This window comes from Methylobacterium sp. E-025, assembly GCF_022829705.1.
In the GTDB taxonomy this organism is placed as follows: Bacteria; Pseudomonadota; Alphaproteobacteria; order Rhizobiales; family Beijerinckiaceae; genus Methylobacterium.
This window is the reverse complement of sequence record NZ_JAKSYR010000081.1, coordinates 97,635-112,548: the sequence shown is the minus strand read 5'-3', so window position 1 is coordinate 112,548 and position 14,914 is coordinate 97,635. Positions and strand designations below refer to the sequence as shown.

14 protein-coding genes are annotated in these 14,914 nt (G+C 69.4%); 10 read left to right on the top strand and 4 right to left on the bottom strand.

Features of this window, described 5'->3' with window-relative positions; all coding sequences use genetic code 11:
* Positions 1–14 precede the first annotated feature (14 nt).
* The 7 genes from MKK64_RS09520 to MKK64_RS09490 all read left to right on the top strand — a co-directional run bounded on the left by MKK64_RS09520 (position 15) and on the right by MKK64_RS09490 (position 6,983).
* The gene (locus MKK64_RS09520) at positions 15–1,832 is read left to right on the top strand and encodes an ATP-binding cassette domain-containing protein (protein ID WP_243933981.1); all 1,818 of its coding nucleotides are present in this window, start codon (positions 15–17) and stop codon (positions 1,830–1,832) included.
* A gap of 93 nt (positions 1,833–1,925) precedes the next feature.
* Entirely contained in the window at positions 1,926–3,884 is a 1,959-nt protein-coding gene (locus tag MKK64_RS09515; RefSeq protein WP_243933979.1) for a BON domain-containing protein, read from the top strand.
* A 24-nt stretch (positions 3,885–3,908) separates the two neighbouring features.
* The gene (locus MKK64_RS09510; RefSeq protein ID WP_279593116.1) at positions 3,909–4,196 is read left to right on the top strand and encodes a hypothetical protein; all 288 of its coding nucleotides are present in this window, start codon (positions 3,909–3,911) and stop codon (positions 4,194–4,196) included.
* Between the two features lie 91 nt (positions 4,197–4,287).
* The gene (locus MKK64_RS09505; protein ID WP_243933975.1) at positions 4,288–4,620 is read left to right on the top strand and encodes a hypothetical protein; all 333 of its coding nucleotides are present in this window, start codon (positions 4,288–4,290) and stop codon (positions 4,618–4,620) included.
* Positions 4,621–4,707: 87 nt separating this feature from the next.
* Positions 4,708–5,424 carry a YidB family protein gene (locus MKK64_RS09500; protein WP_243933967.1) on the top strand — a complete coding sequence of 239 codons (717 nt, stop codon included), beginning with the start codon at positions 4,708–4,710 and terminating at the stop codon, positions 5,422–5,424.
* A 29-nt stretch (positions 5,425–5,453) separates the two neighbouring features.
* A complete protein-coding gene (locus MKK64_RS09495) occupies positions 5,454–5,777 on the top strand; it encodes a hypothetical protein (RefSeq protein WP_243933965.1) in 324 nt (107 codons plus the stop codon).
* Between the two features lie 15 nt (positions 5,778–5,792).
* On the top strand, positions 5,793–6,983 hold the full coding sequence (locus MKK64_RS09490; RefSeq protein ID WP_243933963.1) for a P-loop ATPase, Sll1717 family: 1,191 nt from the start codon (positions 5,793–5,795) through the stop codon (positions 6,981–6,983).
* Between the two features lie 12 nt (positions 6,984–6,995).
* Here the strand turns inward: MKK64_RS09490 and fabF are convergent, their stop codons facing one another.
* The 4 genes from fabF to fabD all read right to left on the bottom strand — a co-directional run bounded on the left by fabF (position 6,996) and on the right by fabD (position 10,772).
* Positions 6,996–8,255 carry a beta-ketoacyl-ACP synthase II gene (gene fabF, locus MKK64_RS09485; RefSeq protein ID WP_243933961.1) on the bottom strand — a complete coding sequence of 420 codons (1,260 nt, stop codon included), beginning with the start codon at positions 8,253–8,255 and terminating at the stop codon, positions 6,996–6,998.
* Between the two features lie 99 nt (positions 8,256–8,354).
* Complete coding sequence (locus tag MKK64_RS09480; protein WP_243933959.1) at positions 8,355–8,594, bottom strand: acyl carrier protein; 240 nt, start codon at positions 8,592–8,594, stop codon at positions 8,355–8,357.
* A gap of 299 nt (positions 8,595–8,893) precedes the next feature.
* Positions 8,894–9,631 (bottom strand): 3-oxoacyl-[acyl-carrier-protein] reductase, encoded by a 738-nt coding sequence (fabG, locus tag MKK64_RS09475; RefSeq protein ID WP_243933013.1) that lies wholly within the window; start codon positions 9,629–9,631, stop codon positions 8,894–8,896.
* Positions 9,632–9,836: 205 nt separating this feature from the next.
* Entirely contained in the window at positions 9,837–10,772 is a 936-nt protein-coding gene (fabD, locus tag MKK64_RS09470) for an ACP S-malonyltransferase (protein ID WP_313898901.1), read from the bottom strand.
* Positions 10,773–11,024: 252 nt separating this feature from the next.
* Between fabD and rpoZ the strand changes: the two genes are divergently transcribed.
* The 3 genes from rpoZ (at position 11,025) to pyrE (ending at position 14,760) form a co-directional block, all read left to right on the top strand.
* A complete protein-coding gene (rpoZ, locus tag MKK64_RS09465; RefSeq protein ID WP_147727742.1) occupies positions 11,025–11,435 on the top strand; it encodes a DNA-directed RNA polymerase subunit omega in 411 nt (136 codons plus the stop codon).
* A 172-nt stretch (positions 11,436–11,607) separates the two neighbouring features.
* The gene (locus MKK64_RS09460; protein ID WP_243933956.1) at positions 11,608–13,854 is read left to right on the top strand and encodes a RelA/SpoT family protein; all 2,247 of its coding nucleotides are present in this window, start codon (positions 11,608–11,610) and stop codon (positions 13,852–13,854) included.
* Positions 13,855–14,169: 315 nt separating this feature from the next.
* A complete protein-coding gene (gene pyrE, locus MKK64_RS09455; protein WP_243933954.1) occupies positions 14,170–14,760 on the top strand; it encodes an orotate phosphoribosyltransferase in 591 nt (196 codons plus the stop codon).
* Positions 14,761–14,914 lie beyond the last annotated feature (154 nt).

The following is a 14,914-nucleotide window of genomic DNA, read 5'->3' as shown; positions in this document are numbered from 1 at the left end:
CCATAAGCCCGGCCATGGCCGCCCCACCGCTCCTGACCCTTCAAGACATCGCGCTCACCTTCGGCGGCACGCCGCTGATCGAGGGAGCGGGGTTCTCCGTCTCGCCCGGCGAGCGCACCTGCCTCGTCGGGCGCAACGGATCGGGCAAGTCGACGTTGATGAAGATCGCCGCCGGGCACGTCGAGCCGGATCGCGGCGTCCGCTTCGTCCAGCCCGGCACCACGATCCGCTATCTCGCCCAGGAGCCGGATTTCTCCGGCTTCGCCACCACCCTCGACTTCGTCGAGGCGGGCCTCGGCGACGGCGACGCGCATCATCGCGCCCGCTACCTGCTCGAGAGCCTCGGCCTCGACGGCAGCGAGGACCCGACGCGGCTCTCGGGCGGCGAGGGCCGCCGCGTCGCGCTCGCCCAGGCGCTGGCGCCCGAGCCCGACGTGCTGCTGCTGGACGAGCCGACCAACCACCTCGACCTGCCGGCGATCGAGTGGCTCGAGGCCGAGCTGAAGGGCACCCGCGCCGCGATGGTGCTGATCAGCCACGACCGGCGCTTCCTCTCCGCCCTGTCCCGCGCCACGATCTGGCTCGACCGCGGGGTCACCCGCCGGATCGAGCAGGGGTTTTCCGGCTTCGAGGCCTGGCGCGACGCGTTCTTCGAGGAGGAGGAGCGCGACCGGCACAAGCTCGAGCGTAAGATCAACGACGAGGAGCACTGGCTCCGCTACGGCGTCACTGCCCGGCGCAAGCGCAACGTGCGCCGCCTCGGCAACCTGCACGCGCTGCGCAAGGAGCGCCGCGACGACCGCCGCCCGGTCGGCACCGTGACGATGCAGGCCGGCGAGGCCGAGGCCTCGGGCACGCTGGTGATGGAGGCCAAGAACGCGAGCAAGAGCTTCGGCGAGCGCCGGATCGTCGCCGACCTGTCCCTGCGGGTGATGCGCGGCGACCGCCTCGGCATCGTCGGCGCCAACGGCGCCGGCAAGACCACGCTGATCAACCTGCTCACCGGCAAGCTGCAGCCCGACGACGGCAGCGTCCGCCAGGGCACCAACCTGAAGATGATGCTGCTCGACCAGGCCCGCGCGGTGCTCGAGCCGAGCATGACCGTGACCGAGGTGCTGACCGGCGGCAGCGGCGATTCCGTCGTCGTCAACGGCGTCAGCCGCCACGTGGTCGGCTACCTGAAGGACTTCCTGTTCACCCCCGAGCAGGCGCGCACGCCGGTGTCGGTGCTCTCGGGCGGCGAGCGCAACCGGCTGCTGATCGCCCGCGCGCTGGCGCAGCCGGCCAACCTTCTGGTCCTCGACGAGCCGACCAACGACCTCGATCTGGAGACCCTCGACCTGCTGCAGGAGATGCTCGGCGACTATTCCGGCACCCTGATCCTGGTGAGCCACGACCGCGACTTCCTCGACCGCGTCGTCGGCAGCGTGCTGGTCTCGGAAGGCGAGGGGCGCTGGGTCGAGTATGCCGGCGGCTACTCCGACATGGTCAACCAGCGCGGGATCGGCGTGCAGGCGCGCGCCGGCGCCAAGGGAAAAGCCGAAGCCAAGAGCGGCGCAAAGGCGGACCTTCGCGAAAGGGCCGAGGCGGCGCCCGCGTCGAAGGCGAAGCTGAACTTCAAGGACCAGCACGAGCTGAAGACGCTGCCCGCGCGGATGGAGAAGCTGCAGGGCGCGATCGCGCAGCTGCGCACGGTGCTGGCCGATCCCGGCCTCTACGCCCGCGACGCGGCCCGCTTCGACAAGGCGTCGGCGATGCTCGCCCAGGCCGAGGTCGAGCTGTCCGGCGCCGAGGAGCGCTGGCTCGAGCTGGAGATGCTGCGCGAAGGGTGAGCGTCCGCCGGCCTTCATGATGCCGCGATGGCGGTGCACGTCGCCCTGCAACCCTCGGGATCGCTGCCCGTGCCGCATTGCCTTCCCCCCGCCATGAAACGTCCACGCCTGCGATCCAGGGGCTGGCTGCTCGGCTTGCCCGTGGTCGGGCTGATCTGGGTCGGCACCACGCTGTACGCCGGGCCCGGGATCGGCGCGCGGATCGCCGAGGCCGGCGAGGCGGTGGCGCAGGCGACCGAGGCTGGATCGCCCGAGCCCTGGCTCCGCGTCACAGTCCGCGGGCGCGACATCGTCGCCGAGGGCGAGGCGCCGGGGCCGGCCGCGCGCGCGGCGGCGCTCGCGCGGCTGGAGGCGCTGGCCGAGCCGCGCCGGATCGTGCCCGAGATCGGGCTGATCGAGACCGCCGCGCCCTTCGCCTGGAGCGCCACCCGGACCGCCCCCGACCGCATCGCGGTCTCCGGCAGCCGCCCGGCGGAGATCGGCCGCGCCGCCCTGCGGACGCGCCTGGCCGCCGAGATCCCCGACGAGACGGCGATCGACGACGCGGCCCATGCCGCCCGCGGCGCACCGCCCGACTTCCCCGCGGCGGCGGCCTACGCGGTCGCGCGCCTGCGCAACCTCGCGCCGGGCGCCATCGCCACGGTGACGGACATGGCGATCGCCGTCTCGGGCGAGGCGGTGGACGTCGCCGCCTACGACGCGCTGCGCGCCGCGCTCGCCGAGCCGCCGCCGGGCTACACGCTCGGCCGGGTCGACGTCCTGCCGGCGCGGATCGACGACTTCACCATGGCCGTGTCGCGAAACCCCGGCGGCGGGGTGGTGCTCACCGGCTCGGTGGTCTCGGAGGCGGCGCGGGCCGAGATCGGGCGGCTGGCCGCGGAGATCGCCGACGGCGTCGCGGTCGAGGACCGGATGCGCACCGCCCGCGGCCTCGCCAAGGACATCGAGCCGGACGCGCTGGCCCGGTTCCTGGTCCGCCTCGTCGGGCTGATGCAGAGCGGCGGCGCCCGCTTCGACGGCGCGCGGGTGTCGGTCGCGGGCGACGCCGTCGACAGCCAGGCCGTCGGGGAGATCGAGACGGTGATGCGCGACGCCAGGCCCGCCGGGGTCGGAGCCGGCGCGGTGGCGCTCACGGTGAAGCCGCTCTCGCCCTACCGCGTCGCGATCCGGCGCGAGGCCGACAGCGTCAGCCTGTCCGGCCACCTGCCCGATACGGAAGCGCGCGACCGGTTGCTCGCGGTAGTGAAGCCGCGCTTCTTCCGCGAGCGCATCCTCGACCGCACCCGCATCGCCGACGGCGCGCCGCCGGACCTCGCCGCCGCCCTGTCCGCCGCGGTGCCGGTGCTGGCGAGCCTGTCGAGCGGCGAGGTCGCGGTCGCCGACCGCACGCTGACGCTGTCGGGCGAGAGCCTGTATCGCGAGGCCGCGGGACGGGTCGCCCGGACACTGCCGGCCGCGATGCCGCCGGGCTGGAGCGCCACCGTCGCGGTGGTGCCGAAGACCCCCGTGCCGACGCGCGATCCCGAGGCCTGTCGCGCCGAGGCGACGGCGCTCGTCGGCGGAACCAGCCTGCGCTTCCCGCCCGGCTCGGGCGCGCTCGCGCCGATCTTCTATCCGGTGCTCGATCGTCTCGCCGACCTCGCCAAAACCTGCCCCGCGCTGCGCATCGCGGTCGCCGGCCACGGCGATCCGGCCAAGCCCGCGCCCGCTCCGCCCGAGGCGAAGGTCGCCGACGCGTCCGGGGCGCAGGCAGGGGCTAAGCCCGATCCGGCCAAGAGCGACGCGGCGAAGCCCGACGCCAAGGCATCGGACAAGATGGCCGCGCCGGCGTCCAAGGACGCCAAGCCTGCCAAGGATGCCAAGCCGAAGGACGCCAAGCCGAAGGACGCGAAGCCCAGGGAGGCGACCGAAGCGCCCGAGCCCGACCTGGCGCGGCTGCGCGCCGGTGTGGTCGTCGAGTACCTGCTCCAGGCCGGCGCCGGCGTCGATCAGCTCAGCATCGCGGACAAACCCTCGGACCGGCCGGGCATCGCCTTCGCCGTGCTGCCCTGACCGTCAAGAGGCCGTTCGCCCGTGATGCTTCTCCTCGCCGGCCTGTGGCCGGGATCGCTCGCCGCCCTGGTGCTCGGGCTCGGCGTCGGCCGGCTCGCCGGGTTGCCTTCCGGCCCCGCGATTCCCGCCGCGCTCGGGATCGCGACCCTGGTGCTGGCCGGCATCGCCCTCGCGGGGATCGTGCCCGGCGTCGCCGGGTTCTGGCTCGAGAGCGCGGTCGCGATGCTGGCGCCCTACCTCGCCGGCTGCGCGCTCGGCGGGCTCCCCCGGCGCCTCGCGGGGGTGCGACCGAGCGAGCCCCCCACAACCTGAAGCCGGCGCGGAACCGAGGCGCCCCGGTCCGGCGTTGCCCCTCCAGACAGAGCCTTCGGGCTCACCGGAGACACGCAACGGACCCCAAACCATGAGACTCGATCGCTCCGCCCGCCGTCGCCTCACCCTGCGCCCGCGCGCCGGCCTCGCCGCCACCGCGCTCCTCGCTGCCGGCCTCGCCGGCTCCGGTGCGCTCGCAATGCGCGGCGACTTCGTCGAGCCGGCGCGCGCGCAGTCGGCGGCCAGCCGCATCGACCAGCCCACCGCCGCGACCCTGCCGGACGCCGAAGGGCGGCCGAACGGGACCGTCCCCTCGGCCCGCGCCCTCGCGCCCGGCACCGACGTGATGGACACCGGCACCGTCGGCGCCGCGCGGGTGAACCCGAAAGAGCACCTGCCCGACGCCACGCGCTCCGCCCGCTAGGCGTGACGCAACCTCGGCCCGGCCCCCGCCGTTGATCGGCGGGGGCTTTTTCGTGCGCTCCGTCCATCCTGATTGAAGGAAACCACCATGGGTCTGCTCGATTCGGTGATCGGCGGCGTGCTCGGGCAGGTGCTCGGCGGCGGACGCGGCGGCAACCCAGGGGGCGCGGCCGGCGGCGCGATGTCGCCGATCGTGAAGGCGTTGCTGATGCTGCTGCTCGCCAAGGGCGCGAGCGGCGGCTTGGGCGGCGCCCTCGGCGACGTGTTCGGCGGCGGCCAGCGCCGGCCGGAACCCGGCCCGGACACCGAACGCTCCGGCGGCGCCGGCCCCTACGGCCGCGATCCGGGCCACTCCGCCGACGATTCCGCGCAGGATCCCGGCGACATCGGCGGCTTCGACCAGGACGGCGGCCGCCGCGACGCGCCACTGCCGCCCGGCGATTTCAGCGACCTCTCCGGGATGCTCGACGGCCCCGGCGACCGAGCCAATGTTCCTCATTCAGGAAATGTTTCACATGAAACATCGGGCCGGGTCGGCGGGATCGACGGCCTCGTCGATCGCTTCCGCCAGGGCGGCCTCGGCGACGTGATCGACTCGTGGATCGGTCACGGCAGCAACCGCAGCATCGAGCCCCACGACCTCGCCCGCGCGCTCGGCCCCGACACCCTCGGCGCGCTCCAGAGCCAGACCGGGATGGACCGGGACTCGCTGCTGTCGCAGCTGTCTCAGGTGCTGCCGGAGGTGGTCCACGGGCTCACGCCGCAGGGGCGGATGCCGGATGCGGGGGAACGGCGGGGGTGGTAGTTCCCGGAATCACAAGCTGGGAACTTAGCATGAGCAGTAGCACAGACTTGAATAATTTAAAGAAAGATTTGGTGCGGCAAATATCATTCGGAAACCAAGTTGCGGAAGAGGAACGGGAAAATTTACAAGAATATTTCGTCGTTACCCAAGCCTGGGAAAGAGTATATGCCGGAGAAGTTGATGTAGTATATGGCCCGAAAGGATCAGGAAAGAGTGCAATTTATGTACTTATTCAAGATCATGCCGATGCGCTTTTTGACAAAGGTATATTGCTTATAGCTGCGGAAAATCCTCAGAGTTCTCCTGCGTTTAAAGGATTGTTGGTCGATCCGCCTCAGACCGAACGCGAGTAGATTGCAATTTGGAAATTGTACTTTGTCACGCTGCTCGGTAGGACCATAAGCGACTACGATATTACAAGTTCTTCAGCAAAAGATTTAATAAAATTGTTGGAGGATCATGAACTTTTACCAAGCTCTGAAACAACACTTATTTCAATTCTTCGAACCGTTCGAAACTATGCTTACAAGATATTTCATCCGACTGAAATATCAGCGGAGATATCGGTCGATCCAACTACCTCGCTGCCTACATTATTGCCCAGAATTAGGTTTGACGAACCTACAATTACGGAAGCTAGGAAGGGAGAGATTTCAGTTGATGAGTTATTTCGAAAAGCTGCATTGGCATTGTCTAGTGCAAACTACAATGCGTGGATCACTATAGATCGTCTCGATGTCGCCTTCGATGACTCGGCGGAGTTAGAAAAAAATGCGTTGCGCGCACTTTTTCGCGTGTACCGCGATATTCGTGATGTTAGCAACGTATCGCTGAAAATATTTTTAAGAACTGATATTTGGGATCGAATCACACATGAGGGATTCCGAGAAGCGAATCATATTACTAGAGACTTCCAATTGGTTTGGACTAAGCAAAGCCTACAAAATCTCATTATCAGACGTCTCTTAAGTAATGATCGTCTCGTCTCATTCTATAATATTGACAAGCAGCGCGTGCTCCAATCTTCTGTCGAGCAAGAGCAAATTTTTGATCGGATATTTCCTATGCAGGTCGAGAGAGGGGAGAATCAGTCTACTACGTTGGATTGGCTTTTGAAGCGTACTACCGACGGATCGGGTAAGCATAATCCTAGAGAAATAATCCTGTTCCTGAACCGCGTTTGCGAGTTGCAGAATCAAAAGCTCGAACGTGGGGAATCTCCCCCGGCTGGAACAATTTTGTTCGATCGGTTCGTATTCAAAGAAGCTCTTCCTGCCCTTTCAGCATATAAAGTTACAAAAGTACTCTATGCGGAATATCCTGACTTACGGGTTTATATAGAGGGGTTAGAGCGCCAGAAGTCCGAGCATAACGCAGCATCTCTCGGCCGGATCTGGACAGTCACGGAGCTTGAGGCGTTAGCGATTGCGCTTAAGCTTCGCGATCTTGGATTTTTTGAAGAAAGAGGATCTAGGGAAAGCCCGACCTTCTGGGTCCCATTTATTTTTAGATCACATCTTTCCCTAATTCAGGGTCGTGCGGACGAAATTGCTGGTTAGAGCCGCGGCACGTTAGACCCGCCGCATCACCAAGCTCGCATTCGTTCCGCCAAACCCGAACGAATTCGACAGCGCGATGTCGACCCGCCGGCGCTTGGCCTCGTGCGGGACGAGGTCGAGGGCGGTCTCGACGCTCGGGTCGTCGAGGTTAAGGGTTGGGGGGATGACGCCGTCGCGAATGGTCAGGATCGAGAAGATCGCCTCGATCGCGCCGGCGGCGCCGAGGAGGTGGCCGACGGCGGACTTGGTCGAGGACATCGCGACGCCCTGGGCCGAGGCGCCGAGCAGGCGCTCGACGGCGCGCAGCTCGAGCTCGTCGCCCATCGGCGTCGAGGTGCCGTGGGCGTTGATGTAGTCGATCGCGCCCGGGTCGATGCCGGCGCGCTTCACGGCCGCCGTCATGCAGCGGAAGGCGCCGTCGCCGTCCGGCGAGGGAGAGGTGATGTGGTAGGCGTCGCCCGACATGCCGTAGCCGACTACCTCGGCGTAGATCTTGGCGCCGCGGGCCTTGGCGTGGTCGTACTCCTCGAGCACCACCACGCCGGCGCCTTCGCCCATCACGAAGCCGTCGCGGGCCTTGTCGTAGGGGCGCGAGGCCTTGGTCGGCGTGTCGTTGAAGCCGGTGGACAGCGCCCGGCAGGCGGCGAAGCCCGCGATCGACAGCCGGTCGACCGGCGATTCGGCGCCGCCCGCGACCATCACGTCGGCGTCGCCCAGCATGATCAGGCGGGCCGCGTCGCCGATCGCGTGCGTGCCGGTGGAGCAGGCGGTGACGACGGCGCTGTTCGGGCCCTTGAGGCCGTGCGCGATCGAGACCTGGCCCGAGGCCATGTTGATGATGCGGCCGGGGATGAAGAACGGCGAGATCCGCCGCGGGCCCTTGTCCTTCAGGGTCACCGAGGCGTCGTAGATGCCGCCGATGCCGCCGATGCCGGAGCCGATCATCACGCCGGTGGCGCACTGGTCCTCGTAGCTCGTCGGGTGCCAGCCGGCATCGTCGAGCGCCTGGCCCGCGGCGGCCATCGCGAAGACGATGAACGGGTCGACCTTGCGCTGCTCCTTCGGCTCCATCCACGCGTCGGGATCGAAGGTGCCGTCGCTGCCGTCGCCCAGCGGCACGGTGCAGGCGATGCGGCAGGCGAGGTCGGAGGTCTCGAAGGTGGTGATCGGCCCGGCGCCGCTGTCGCCGGCGATCAGCCGGCTCCAGGTGTGCTCGACTCCGCTGCCGAGCGGCGTGACCATCCCCAGACCCGTAACCACCACCCGCCGCATCGCGCTATCCCGAACCCGTTCCGCTTGAACAACGACAGCGGCGCGTCGGGTGTTTCCACCCCGCCCGCGCCGCGTCGACCCGAAGGACGTTTTGGCCGATCAGGCGGCCGAGTTCTTCTCCAGGAACTTCACCGCATCGCCGACCGTCTGGATGGTCTCGGCGGCGTCGTCCGGAATCTCGACGTTGAACTCTTCCTCGAACGCCATCACGAGCTCGACGGTGTCGAGGCTGTCGGCACCGAGGTCGTCGATGAAGTTGGCGCCCTCGACCACCTTCTCGGGCTCGACGCCCAGGTGCTCGATGACGATCTTCTTCACGCGCTCAGCGATATCGCTCATCGTTGCTGGTCCTCGGTCTTCACGTTACGTGGGTGAAAGGAATGGCGCCGTTGCCGCCGTGGCCCTTGCTTCGGGCCGGTCCTGTTTCGAGCGGCTGGTGACCGAACGCGCTGGGTCCTGAAATCCTGTTGGCCTTGGACTCGGAACCCGCCGAACCGTCAACCCCTTGCACGGCAGCCGGGGTGTTAACACAGGGTTTCGGCGCTGGCGAGGCCCGGTTCACGAACCGTTCATCGGTGTGCTCCGGGCGCCGATTCCGCCGCGTTTTCCGCGGGATGGCCGGGCTGCGCGCCCCGGCGTCACACCATCGCCATGCCGCCGTTGACGTGCAGCGTCTGGCCGGTGACGTAGGCCGCTTCCGCCGAGGCGAGGTAGACCACGGCGGCGGCCACCTCCGCACCCTCGCCGAGGCGCCCGGCCGGCACCCGGCCGAGGATGCCCTCGCGCTGCTTCTCGTTGAGCACGTCGGTCATCGGCGAGGCGATGAAGCCGGGGCTGACGCAGTTCACGGTGACGTTGCGCGAGGCGACCTCCGCCGCCAGCGCCTTGGTCAGCCCGACGAGCCCGGCCTTGGCCGCCGCGTAGTTGCCCTGGCCGGGGTTGCCGGTGGTGCCGACCACCGAGCCGATGTTGACGATGCGGCCGGCCCGCCGCCGCATCATCCCCCGCACCGCCGCCCGCGACAGGCGGAACGCGGCGGTGAGGTTGACGGCGATGACCTGGTCCCACTCCTCGTCCTTCATCCGCACGAAGATGTTGTCCCGGGTGATGCCGGCGTTGTTGACGAGGATGTCGAGGCCGCCGAGCGCGGCCTCCGCCGCCGGCACCAGCGCCTCGACGGCGGCCGTGTCGGACAGGTTCGTCGGCAGCACGTGCGCGCGCGCGCCGAGCTCGCCCGCCAGCGCCTCCAGCGCCTCGGCGCGGGTGCCCGACAGGGCCACCGCCGCCCCCTGCGCATGCAGCGCCCGCGCGATGGCGCCGCCGAGCCCGCCGGTGGCACCGGTGACGAGGGCTTTCTTGCCGGTGAGATCGAACATGGGGATCACCTCATCTGTGGGTGTCGAAGTCTTGGTATCGGCTCCGCGCGTCTCCCCCCCCCTCTGCGGGGGAGGGTGGCCCCAGCGTCAGCGGGGGTCGGGGGAGGGGAGCGCCGTATCCGGAGGCGTCGCTCCCCGCATCCGACCCGCTTCGCGGGCCACCTTCTCCCGCAGAGGGGAGAAGGAAGGCGCGCGCGGGCCTCGATCACGCCACGGAGAACGCGGCGACGTCGTCCGGCGTCCCGACCGGCATCGCCGCGGCACCGGCCGCGATGCGCTTGACGAGGCCCGACAGAACCTTGCCGGAGCCGATCTCGGAGAACGCGTCGACGCCCGCCGCCGCCATGGCCGCGATGCTCTCGCGCCAGCGCACGGTTCCGGTCACCTGCGCCACGAGGTTTCGGCGAATCGCATCCGGATCCGAGACCGGCGCCGCGAGCACGTTGGCGTAGAGCGGCACGGCCGGCGGGTTCAGCGTGACCGCGTCGAGCGCCGCCCGCATCGCCTCGGCGGCGGGCTGCATCAGGCGGCAGTGGAACGGTGCCGAGACGTTGAGCATCACCGCGCGCTTGATCCCGCGCGCCTGCGCGAGCGCCACGGCGCGCTCGACCGCGGCCCGGTCGCCCGAGAGAACGACCTGGCCGGCGCCGTTGTCGTTGGCGACGTCGCAGACCGCGCCCTCGGCCGCCTCCCCCGCGATCGCCGCGGCGGTCTCGACCTCGGCGCCGATCAGCGCCGCCATGGCGCCGTCGCCGGGGGCGACCGCCGCCTGCATCGCCTCGCCGCGGATGCGCAGCAGGCGCGCGGTGTCGGCGATCGTGAGGCTGCCGGCGGCGGCGAGGGCGGAATATTCCCCGAGCGAATGCCCGGCGACGAAGGCGACGTCGCGCGCGAGATCGAGCCCGCGCTCGGCCTCCAGCACCCGCAGCACCGCGAGGCTCGCGGCCATCAGCGCCGGCTGCGCGTTGGCGGTCAGCGTCAGCGCGTCGAGCGGGCCCTCGAACATCAGGCGGGAGAGCGGCTGGCCCAGGGCGTCGTCGACCTCGGCGAACACGGCGCGCGCCTGAGGGAAGGCCTCGGCCAGCGCCTTGCCCATGCCGACGGCCTGGCTGCCCTGGCCCGGAAAGATGAGTGCCCGCACGGTCGCTCCGTCGCCTAACCCATTGTCGGAAAGGGCGGCGCAGTCGCACCACCCGCCGCGGGTGTCAACAATGCAGCGCACAAACGGGGCCTGCGCCCCGGGCCGTCGCGGCTCGGCGATTCGTGCCGTCGGCGGCACGGTCTCGCGGGGATGCACGACGCAATAAACCGCTGTGCTTGTTGCCAAACCGCAACCGGTGTATGAGCCGGCACCGCCCGACATCCCCGTATCCGCTGGAAGGAGCCGCCGCGCATGGCTCGCGTCACCGTCGAAGATTGCATCGAGAAGGTCGAGAACCGGTTCGAGCTGGTCCTGCTCGCGAGCCACCGCGCGCGTCTCCTCGCCGCCGGCGCGCCGCTCACCGTGGACCGCGACCGCGACAAGAACCCGGTCGTGGCGCTCCGCGAGATCGGCGACGAGACCATCACCGCCGACGACCTCAAGGAACAGCTGATCCACTCGATGCAGAAGTACGTCGAGGTCGACGAGCCGGAGGCCGAGGCCGTGCCGTTGCTGTCGAGCTCGCCTACCGCCGCCGCCGTCTCGCCGACCGCCGCGAGCGACGATTCCGCGCCGCAGTTCGACCGCATGAGCGAGGAGGACCTGCTCCGCGGCCTCGAGAACCTGGCGCCGCCGGTCGAGACCGACGACGAGGGCGAGTAGCCTTCGGCGTCGTCGCCGGACTTCGGACTTTCACGGGCCCGGCGGAGACGCCGGGCCTTTTGCTTGCGCGCCGCCTCGGCTTTCTCGGGCTGCGACGCATTCGGGGCTGGCGCGCGGCCGCGGCTTGCGTGAGACTTGCGCCTCCTCGCGATCGGAAAGGGTCTCCCGGCGGATGATGCGCCAGTACGAACTCGTCGAGCGGGTGAAGCGCTACAACCCCGCGACGAACGAGGCGCTGCTCAACCGTGCCTACGTCTACGCCATGCGCGCGCACGGCACGCAGAAGCGGGCGTCCGGCGACCCGTTCTTCGCCCATCCCCTCGAGGTCGCCGCGATCCTCACGGACTTGCGCCTCGACGACGCGACCATCGTCGCGGCGGTGCTGCACGACACCGTCGAGGATACGGCGGCGACGCTCGACGAGATCCGCGAGCTGTTCAGCTCCGAGATCGGCGCGCTGGTCGACGGCCTGACCAAGCTCAAGCGCCTCGACCTCGTCTCGAAGCGCGCGGCGCAGGGCGAGAACTTCCGCAAGCTGCTGCTCGCCGTGGCGGCGGACGTGCGCGTGCTGCTGGTCAAGCTCGCCGACCGCCTGCACAACATGCGCACACTCCAGCACATGCGCGCGGACAAGCGCGAGCGGATCGCGCAGGAGACACTGGACATCTACGCGCCGCTGGCCGGGCGCATGGGCATGCAGGAGCTGCGCGAGGAGCTGGAGGACCTGTCCTTCCGCAACCTCAAGCCGGAGATCTACGCCACCGTCACGCGGCGGCTCTCCGACCTCACCGCGAAGACCGAGAGCCTGGTCGACACCATCGAGCGCGACCTCACCGCAAAACTCTCCGCCCGCGGGATCGAGGCCGCCGTCACCGGCCGCCAGAAGCGGCCGTTCTCGATCTGGTCGAAGATGGAGCGCAAGTCCGTCGCCTTCGAGCAGCTCTCGGACGTGTTCGGCTTCCGCGTCGTCGTCGAGACGCTGGACGATTGCTACGCGGCGCTCGGCGTCGTCCACACCACCTGGCCGATGGTGCCGGGGCGCTACAAGGACTACATCTCGACGCCGAAGCAGAACGACTACCGCTCGATCCACACCACGGTGATCGGCCCGAAGAGCCAGCGCGTCGAGCTGCAGATCCGCACCCGGGCGATGGACGACATCGCCGAGTACGGCATCGCCGCGCACGCGCATTACAAGGAGGCCGGCAAGCTGCCGGCCGGCCGCGAGCCGGAGGGCGGCGTCGCCCCGCGGCTGGCGGCCGAGAGCGGCGCCTACCAGTGGCTGCGCCGCACGATCGAGCTGCTGGCCGAGGGCGACAGCCCGGAGGAATTCCTCGAGCACACCAAGCTCGAGCTGTTTCAGGACCAGGTGTTCTGCTTCACGCCGAAGGGCCGGCTCATCGCCCTGCCGCGCGGCGCCACGCCGATCGACTTCGCCTACGCGGTGCACACCGACGTCGGCAACTCGGCGGTCGGCGCCAAGATCAACGGCCGGATGGCGCCGCTGCTGCACGAGCTCGCCAACGGCGACGAGGTCGAGATCTCGCGCTCGGACGGCGCCGCGCCGCCGGCCGCCTGGGAATCGCTCGTCGTCACCGGCAAGGCCCGCGCTGCGATCCGGCGCGCGACCCGCTCGGCGGTGCGTCGACAATATGCCGGCCTCGGGCGCCAGATCCTCGATCGGGCGTTCGAGCGCGCGGGCAAGAGCTTCACCGACGACAAGCTGCGCGGCGCGCTCCCGCGCCTCGCCCGCGCCTCGGCCGAGGACGTGTTCGCGGCGGTGGGGCGCGGCGAGATGTTCTCGGGCGACGTCGTGCGCGGCGTCTACCCAGACTACAAGGACGAGCGGAAATCGGGCCCGGCCGGGGTGCCGCAACCGGTGGTCAACGGCGCCGGCCGCCTGATCCGGTCGAAGGACCAGACCATGCGCCTGACCTTCCCGGGCGGCGGCGCGGCGGACGGAACCGACGCGATCCCGATCCGCGGCCTCGCCGGCGACCTGCCGGTGAGCTTCGCCCCGGACGGCGGCGCGGTGCCCGGCGACCGCATCGTCGGCATCCTGACGCCCGGCGTCGGCGTGACGATCTACCCGATCCAGTCGGCGGCCCTGGCCGCGTTCGACAACGAGCCCGAGCGCTGGCTCGACGTGCGCTGGGACATCGAGGCGGACGCCACCGAGCGCTTCCCCGCGCGGCTCGCCACGCAATCGATCAACGAGCCCGGCGTGCTGGCGCAGATCGCACAGGTGATCGCCGACCACGACGGCAACATTGACAACCTCTCGATGAAGCGCCGCACTCAGGACTTCACCGACATCGTCATCGACCTCTCGGTCTGGGACCTGCAGCATCTGAACGCGATCATCGCGGAGCTGCGCGGCAAGCGGACGGTGAGCCGGGTCGACCGGGTGAACGGGTAGGCGGCGCAACATCCTCCGATCCGTGCTTCTGCCTCGGCGGACGAGGCGCGCCCGCAATCGACGCACGGCCTTCATCCCGAAGCCGCACAGCGCAGCCCGGACGCTGGATCCGCCCATGACCGCCGTCTCGATCGGCACCCGCGGCTCCGGATGCCGGCTTCGCCTTCTGCACTCGGGAACGACGGCGCGGAGCCGGAAACCAGGGTCGAGCGGCCGAGACGCGGTGCGCCGCGACGCTTCCCCTTCCGCTTGCCTCCACCTGCTCCCGCTGCCACAAGCGCAGCGTTCGCCATCACCCCGCGAGGAGCCGTGCGCATGAGTCCGGATGAGGTTCTCGCGGAGTTCCGCGATGCGGGCGCGCTGCTCGAAGGCCACTTCATCCTGAGCTCCGGCCTGCGCTCGGCGGTCTTCCTGCAGAAGATGGCGATCTTCTCCGAGCCGCCGCGCACCGAGCGCCTGTGCAGGGCGCTCGCCGCCGTGATCACGGCGCGCTTCGGCCCAATCGACATCGTCGTCTCGCCGGCGATCGGCGGCATCGTGCCCGGCTACGAGACCGCGCGGCACCTCGGGGCGCGCGCGATCTTCGTCGAGCGCGATCCCGGCGGCCCGTTCACCCTGCGGCGCGGCTTCAGCATCCCGGCCGGCCAGCGCGCGGTGATCGTCGAGGACATCGTCACGACCGGGCTGTCCGCGCGCGAATGCCTCGCCTCGCTGCGGGGCGAGCCCGGCGAGATCGTCGGCGCCGCCTGCCTGATCGACCGCTCGGGCGGCCGCGGCGAGATCGGCCTGCCGCTGCTCTCGCTCGTCACACTCGACATCCCGGCCTATCCCCCCGACGCGCTGCCGCCCGAGCTGGCCGCATTGCCTCCGGTGAAGCCGGGCAGCCGTGTCATGTCGCAGGCCTGAGCGCTGGCCGACGGGCTCACGCGCGTTTGATCGTCCCGGCAGCAGATGTTTCGCTGTTGTTGCGGGGCGAATGAGAAAAAGATCGACGAGGTTGTGTCGACCGATCGTCGAAAGGACGTTTTCCGTCGAAGGTTGACACATTCCATCGTGCGCT

What these genes read in the sequence shown, in the direction of transcription:
- pyrE (WP_243933954.1), top strand. Translation starts at nt 14,170, where the DNA reads ATGAGTCCGGATGAGGTTCTCGCGGAGTTCCGCGATGCGGGCGCGCTG.
- MKK64_RS09520 (WP_243933981.1), top strand. Translation starts at nt 15, where the DNA reads ATGGCCGCCCCACCGCTCCTGACCCTTCAAGACATCGCGCTCACCTTC.
- fabF (WP_243933961.1), bottom strand. Translation starts at nt 8,255, where the DNA reads ATGCGGCGGGTGGTGGTTACGGGTCTGGGGATGGTCACGCCGCTCGGC.
- MKK64_RS09495 (WP_243933965.1), top strand. Translation starts at nt 5,454, where the DNA reads ATGAGCAGTAGCACAGACTTGAATAATTTAAAGAAAGATTTGGTGCGG.
- MKK64_RS09480 (WP_243933959.1), bottom strand. Translation starts at nt 8,594, where the DNA reads ATGAGCGATATCGCTGAGCGCGTGAAGAAGATCGTCATCGAGCACCTG.
- MKK64_RS09500 (WP_243933967.1), top strand. Translation starts at nt 4,708, where the DNA reads ATGGGTCTGCTCGATTCGGTGATCGGCGGCGTGCTCGGGCAGGTGCTC.
- fabG (WP_243933013.1), bottom strand. Translation starts at nt 9,631, where the DNA reads ATGTTCGATCTCACCGGCAAGAAAGCCCTCGTCACCGGTGCCACCGGC.
- rpoZ (WP_147727742.1), top strand. Translation starts at nt 11,025, where the DNA reads ATGGCTCGCGTCACCGTCGAAGATTGCATCGAGAAGGTCGAGAACCGG.
- MKK64_RS09505 (WP_243933975.1), top strand. Translation starts at nt 4,288, where the DNA reads ATGAGACTCGATCGCTCCGCCCGCCGTCGCCTCACCCTGCGCCCGCGC.
- MKK64_RS09460 (WP_243933956.1), top strand. Translation starts at nt 11,608, where the DNA reads ATGATGCGCCAGTACGAACTCGTCGAGCGGGTGAAGCGCTACAACCCC.
- MKK64_RS09515 (WP_243933979.1), top strand. Translation starts at nt 1,926, where the DNA reads ATGAAACGTCCACGCCTGCGATCCAGGGGCTGGCTGCTCGGCTTGCCC.
- MKK64_RS09510 (WP_279593116.1), top strand. Translation starts at nt 3,909, where the DNA reads ATGCTTCTCCTCGCCGGCCTGTGGCCGGGATCGCTCGCCGCCCTGGTG.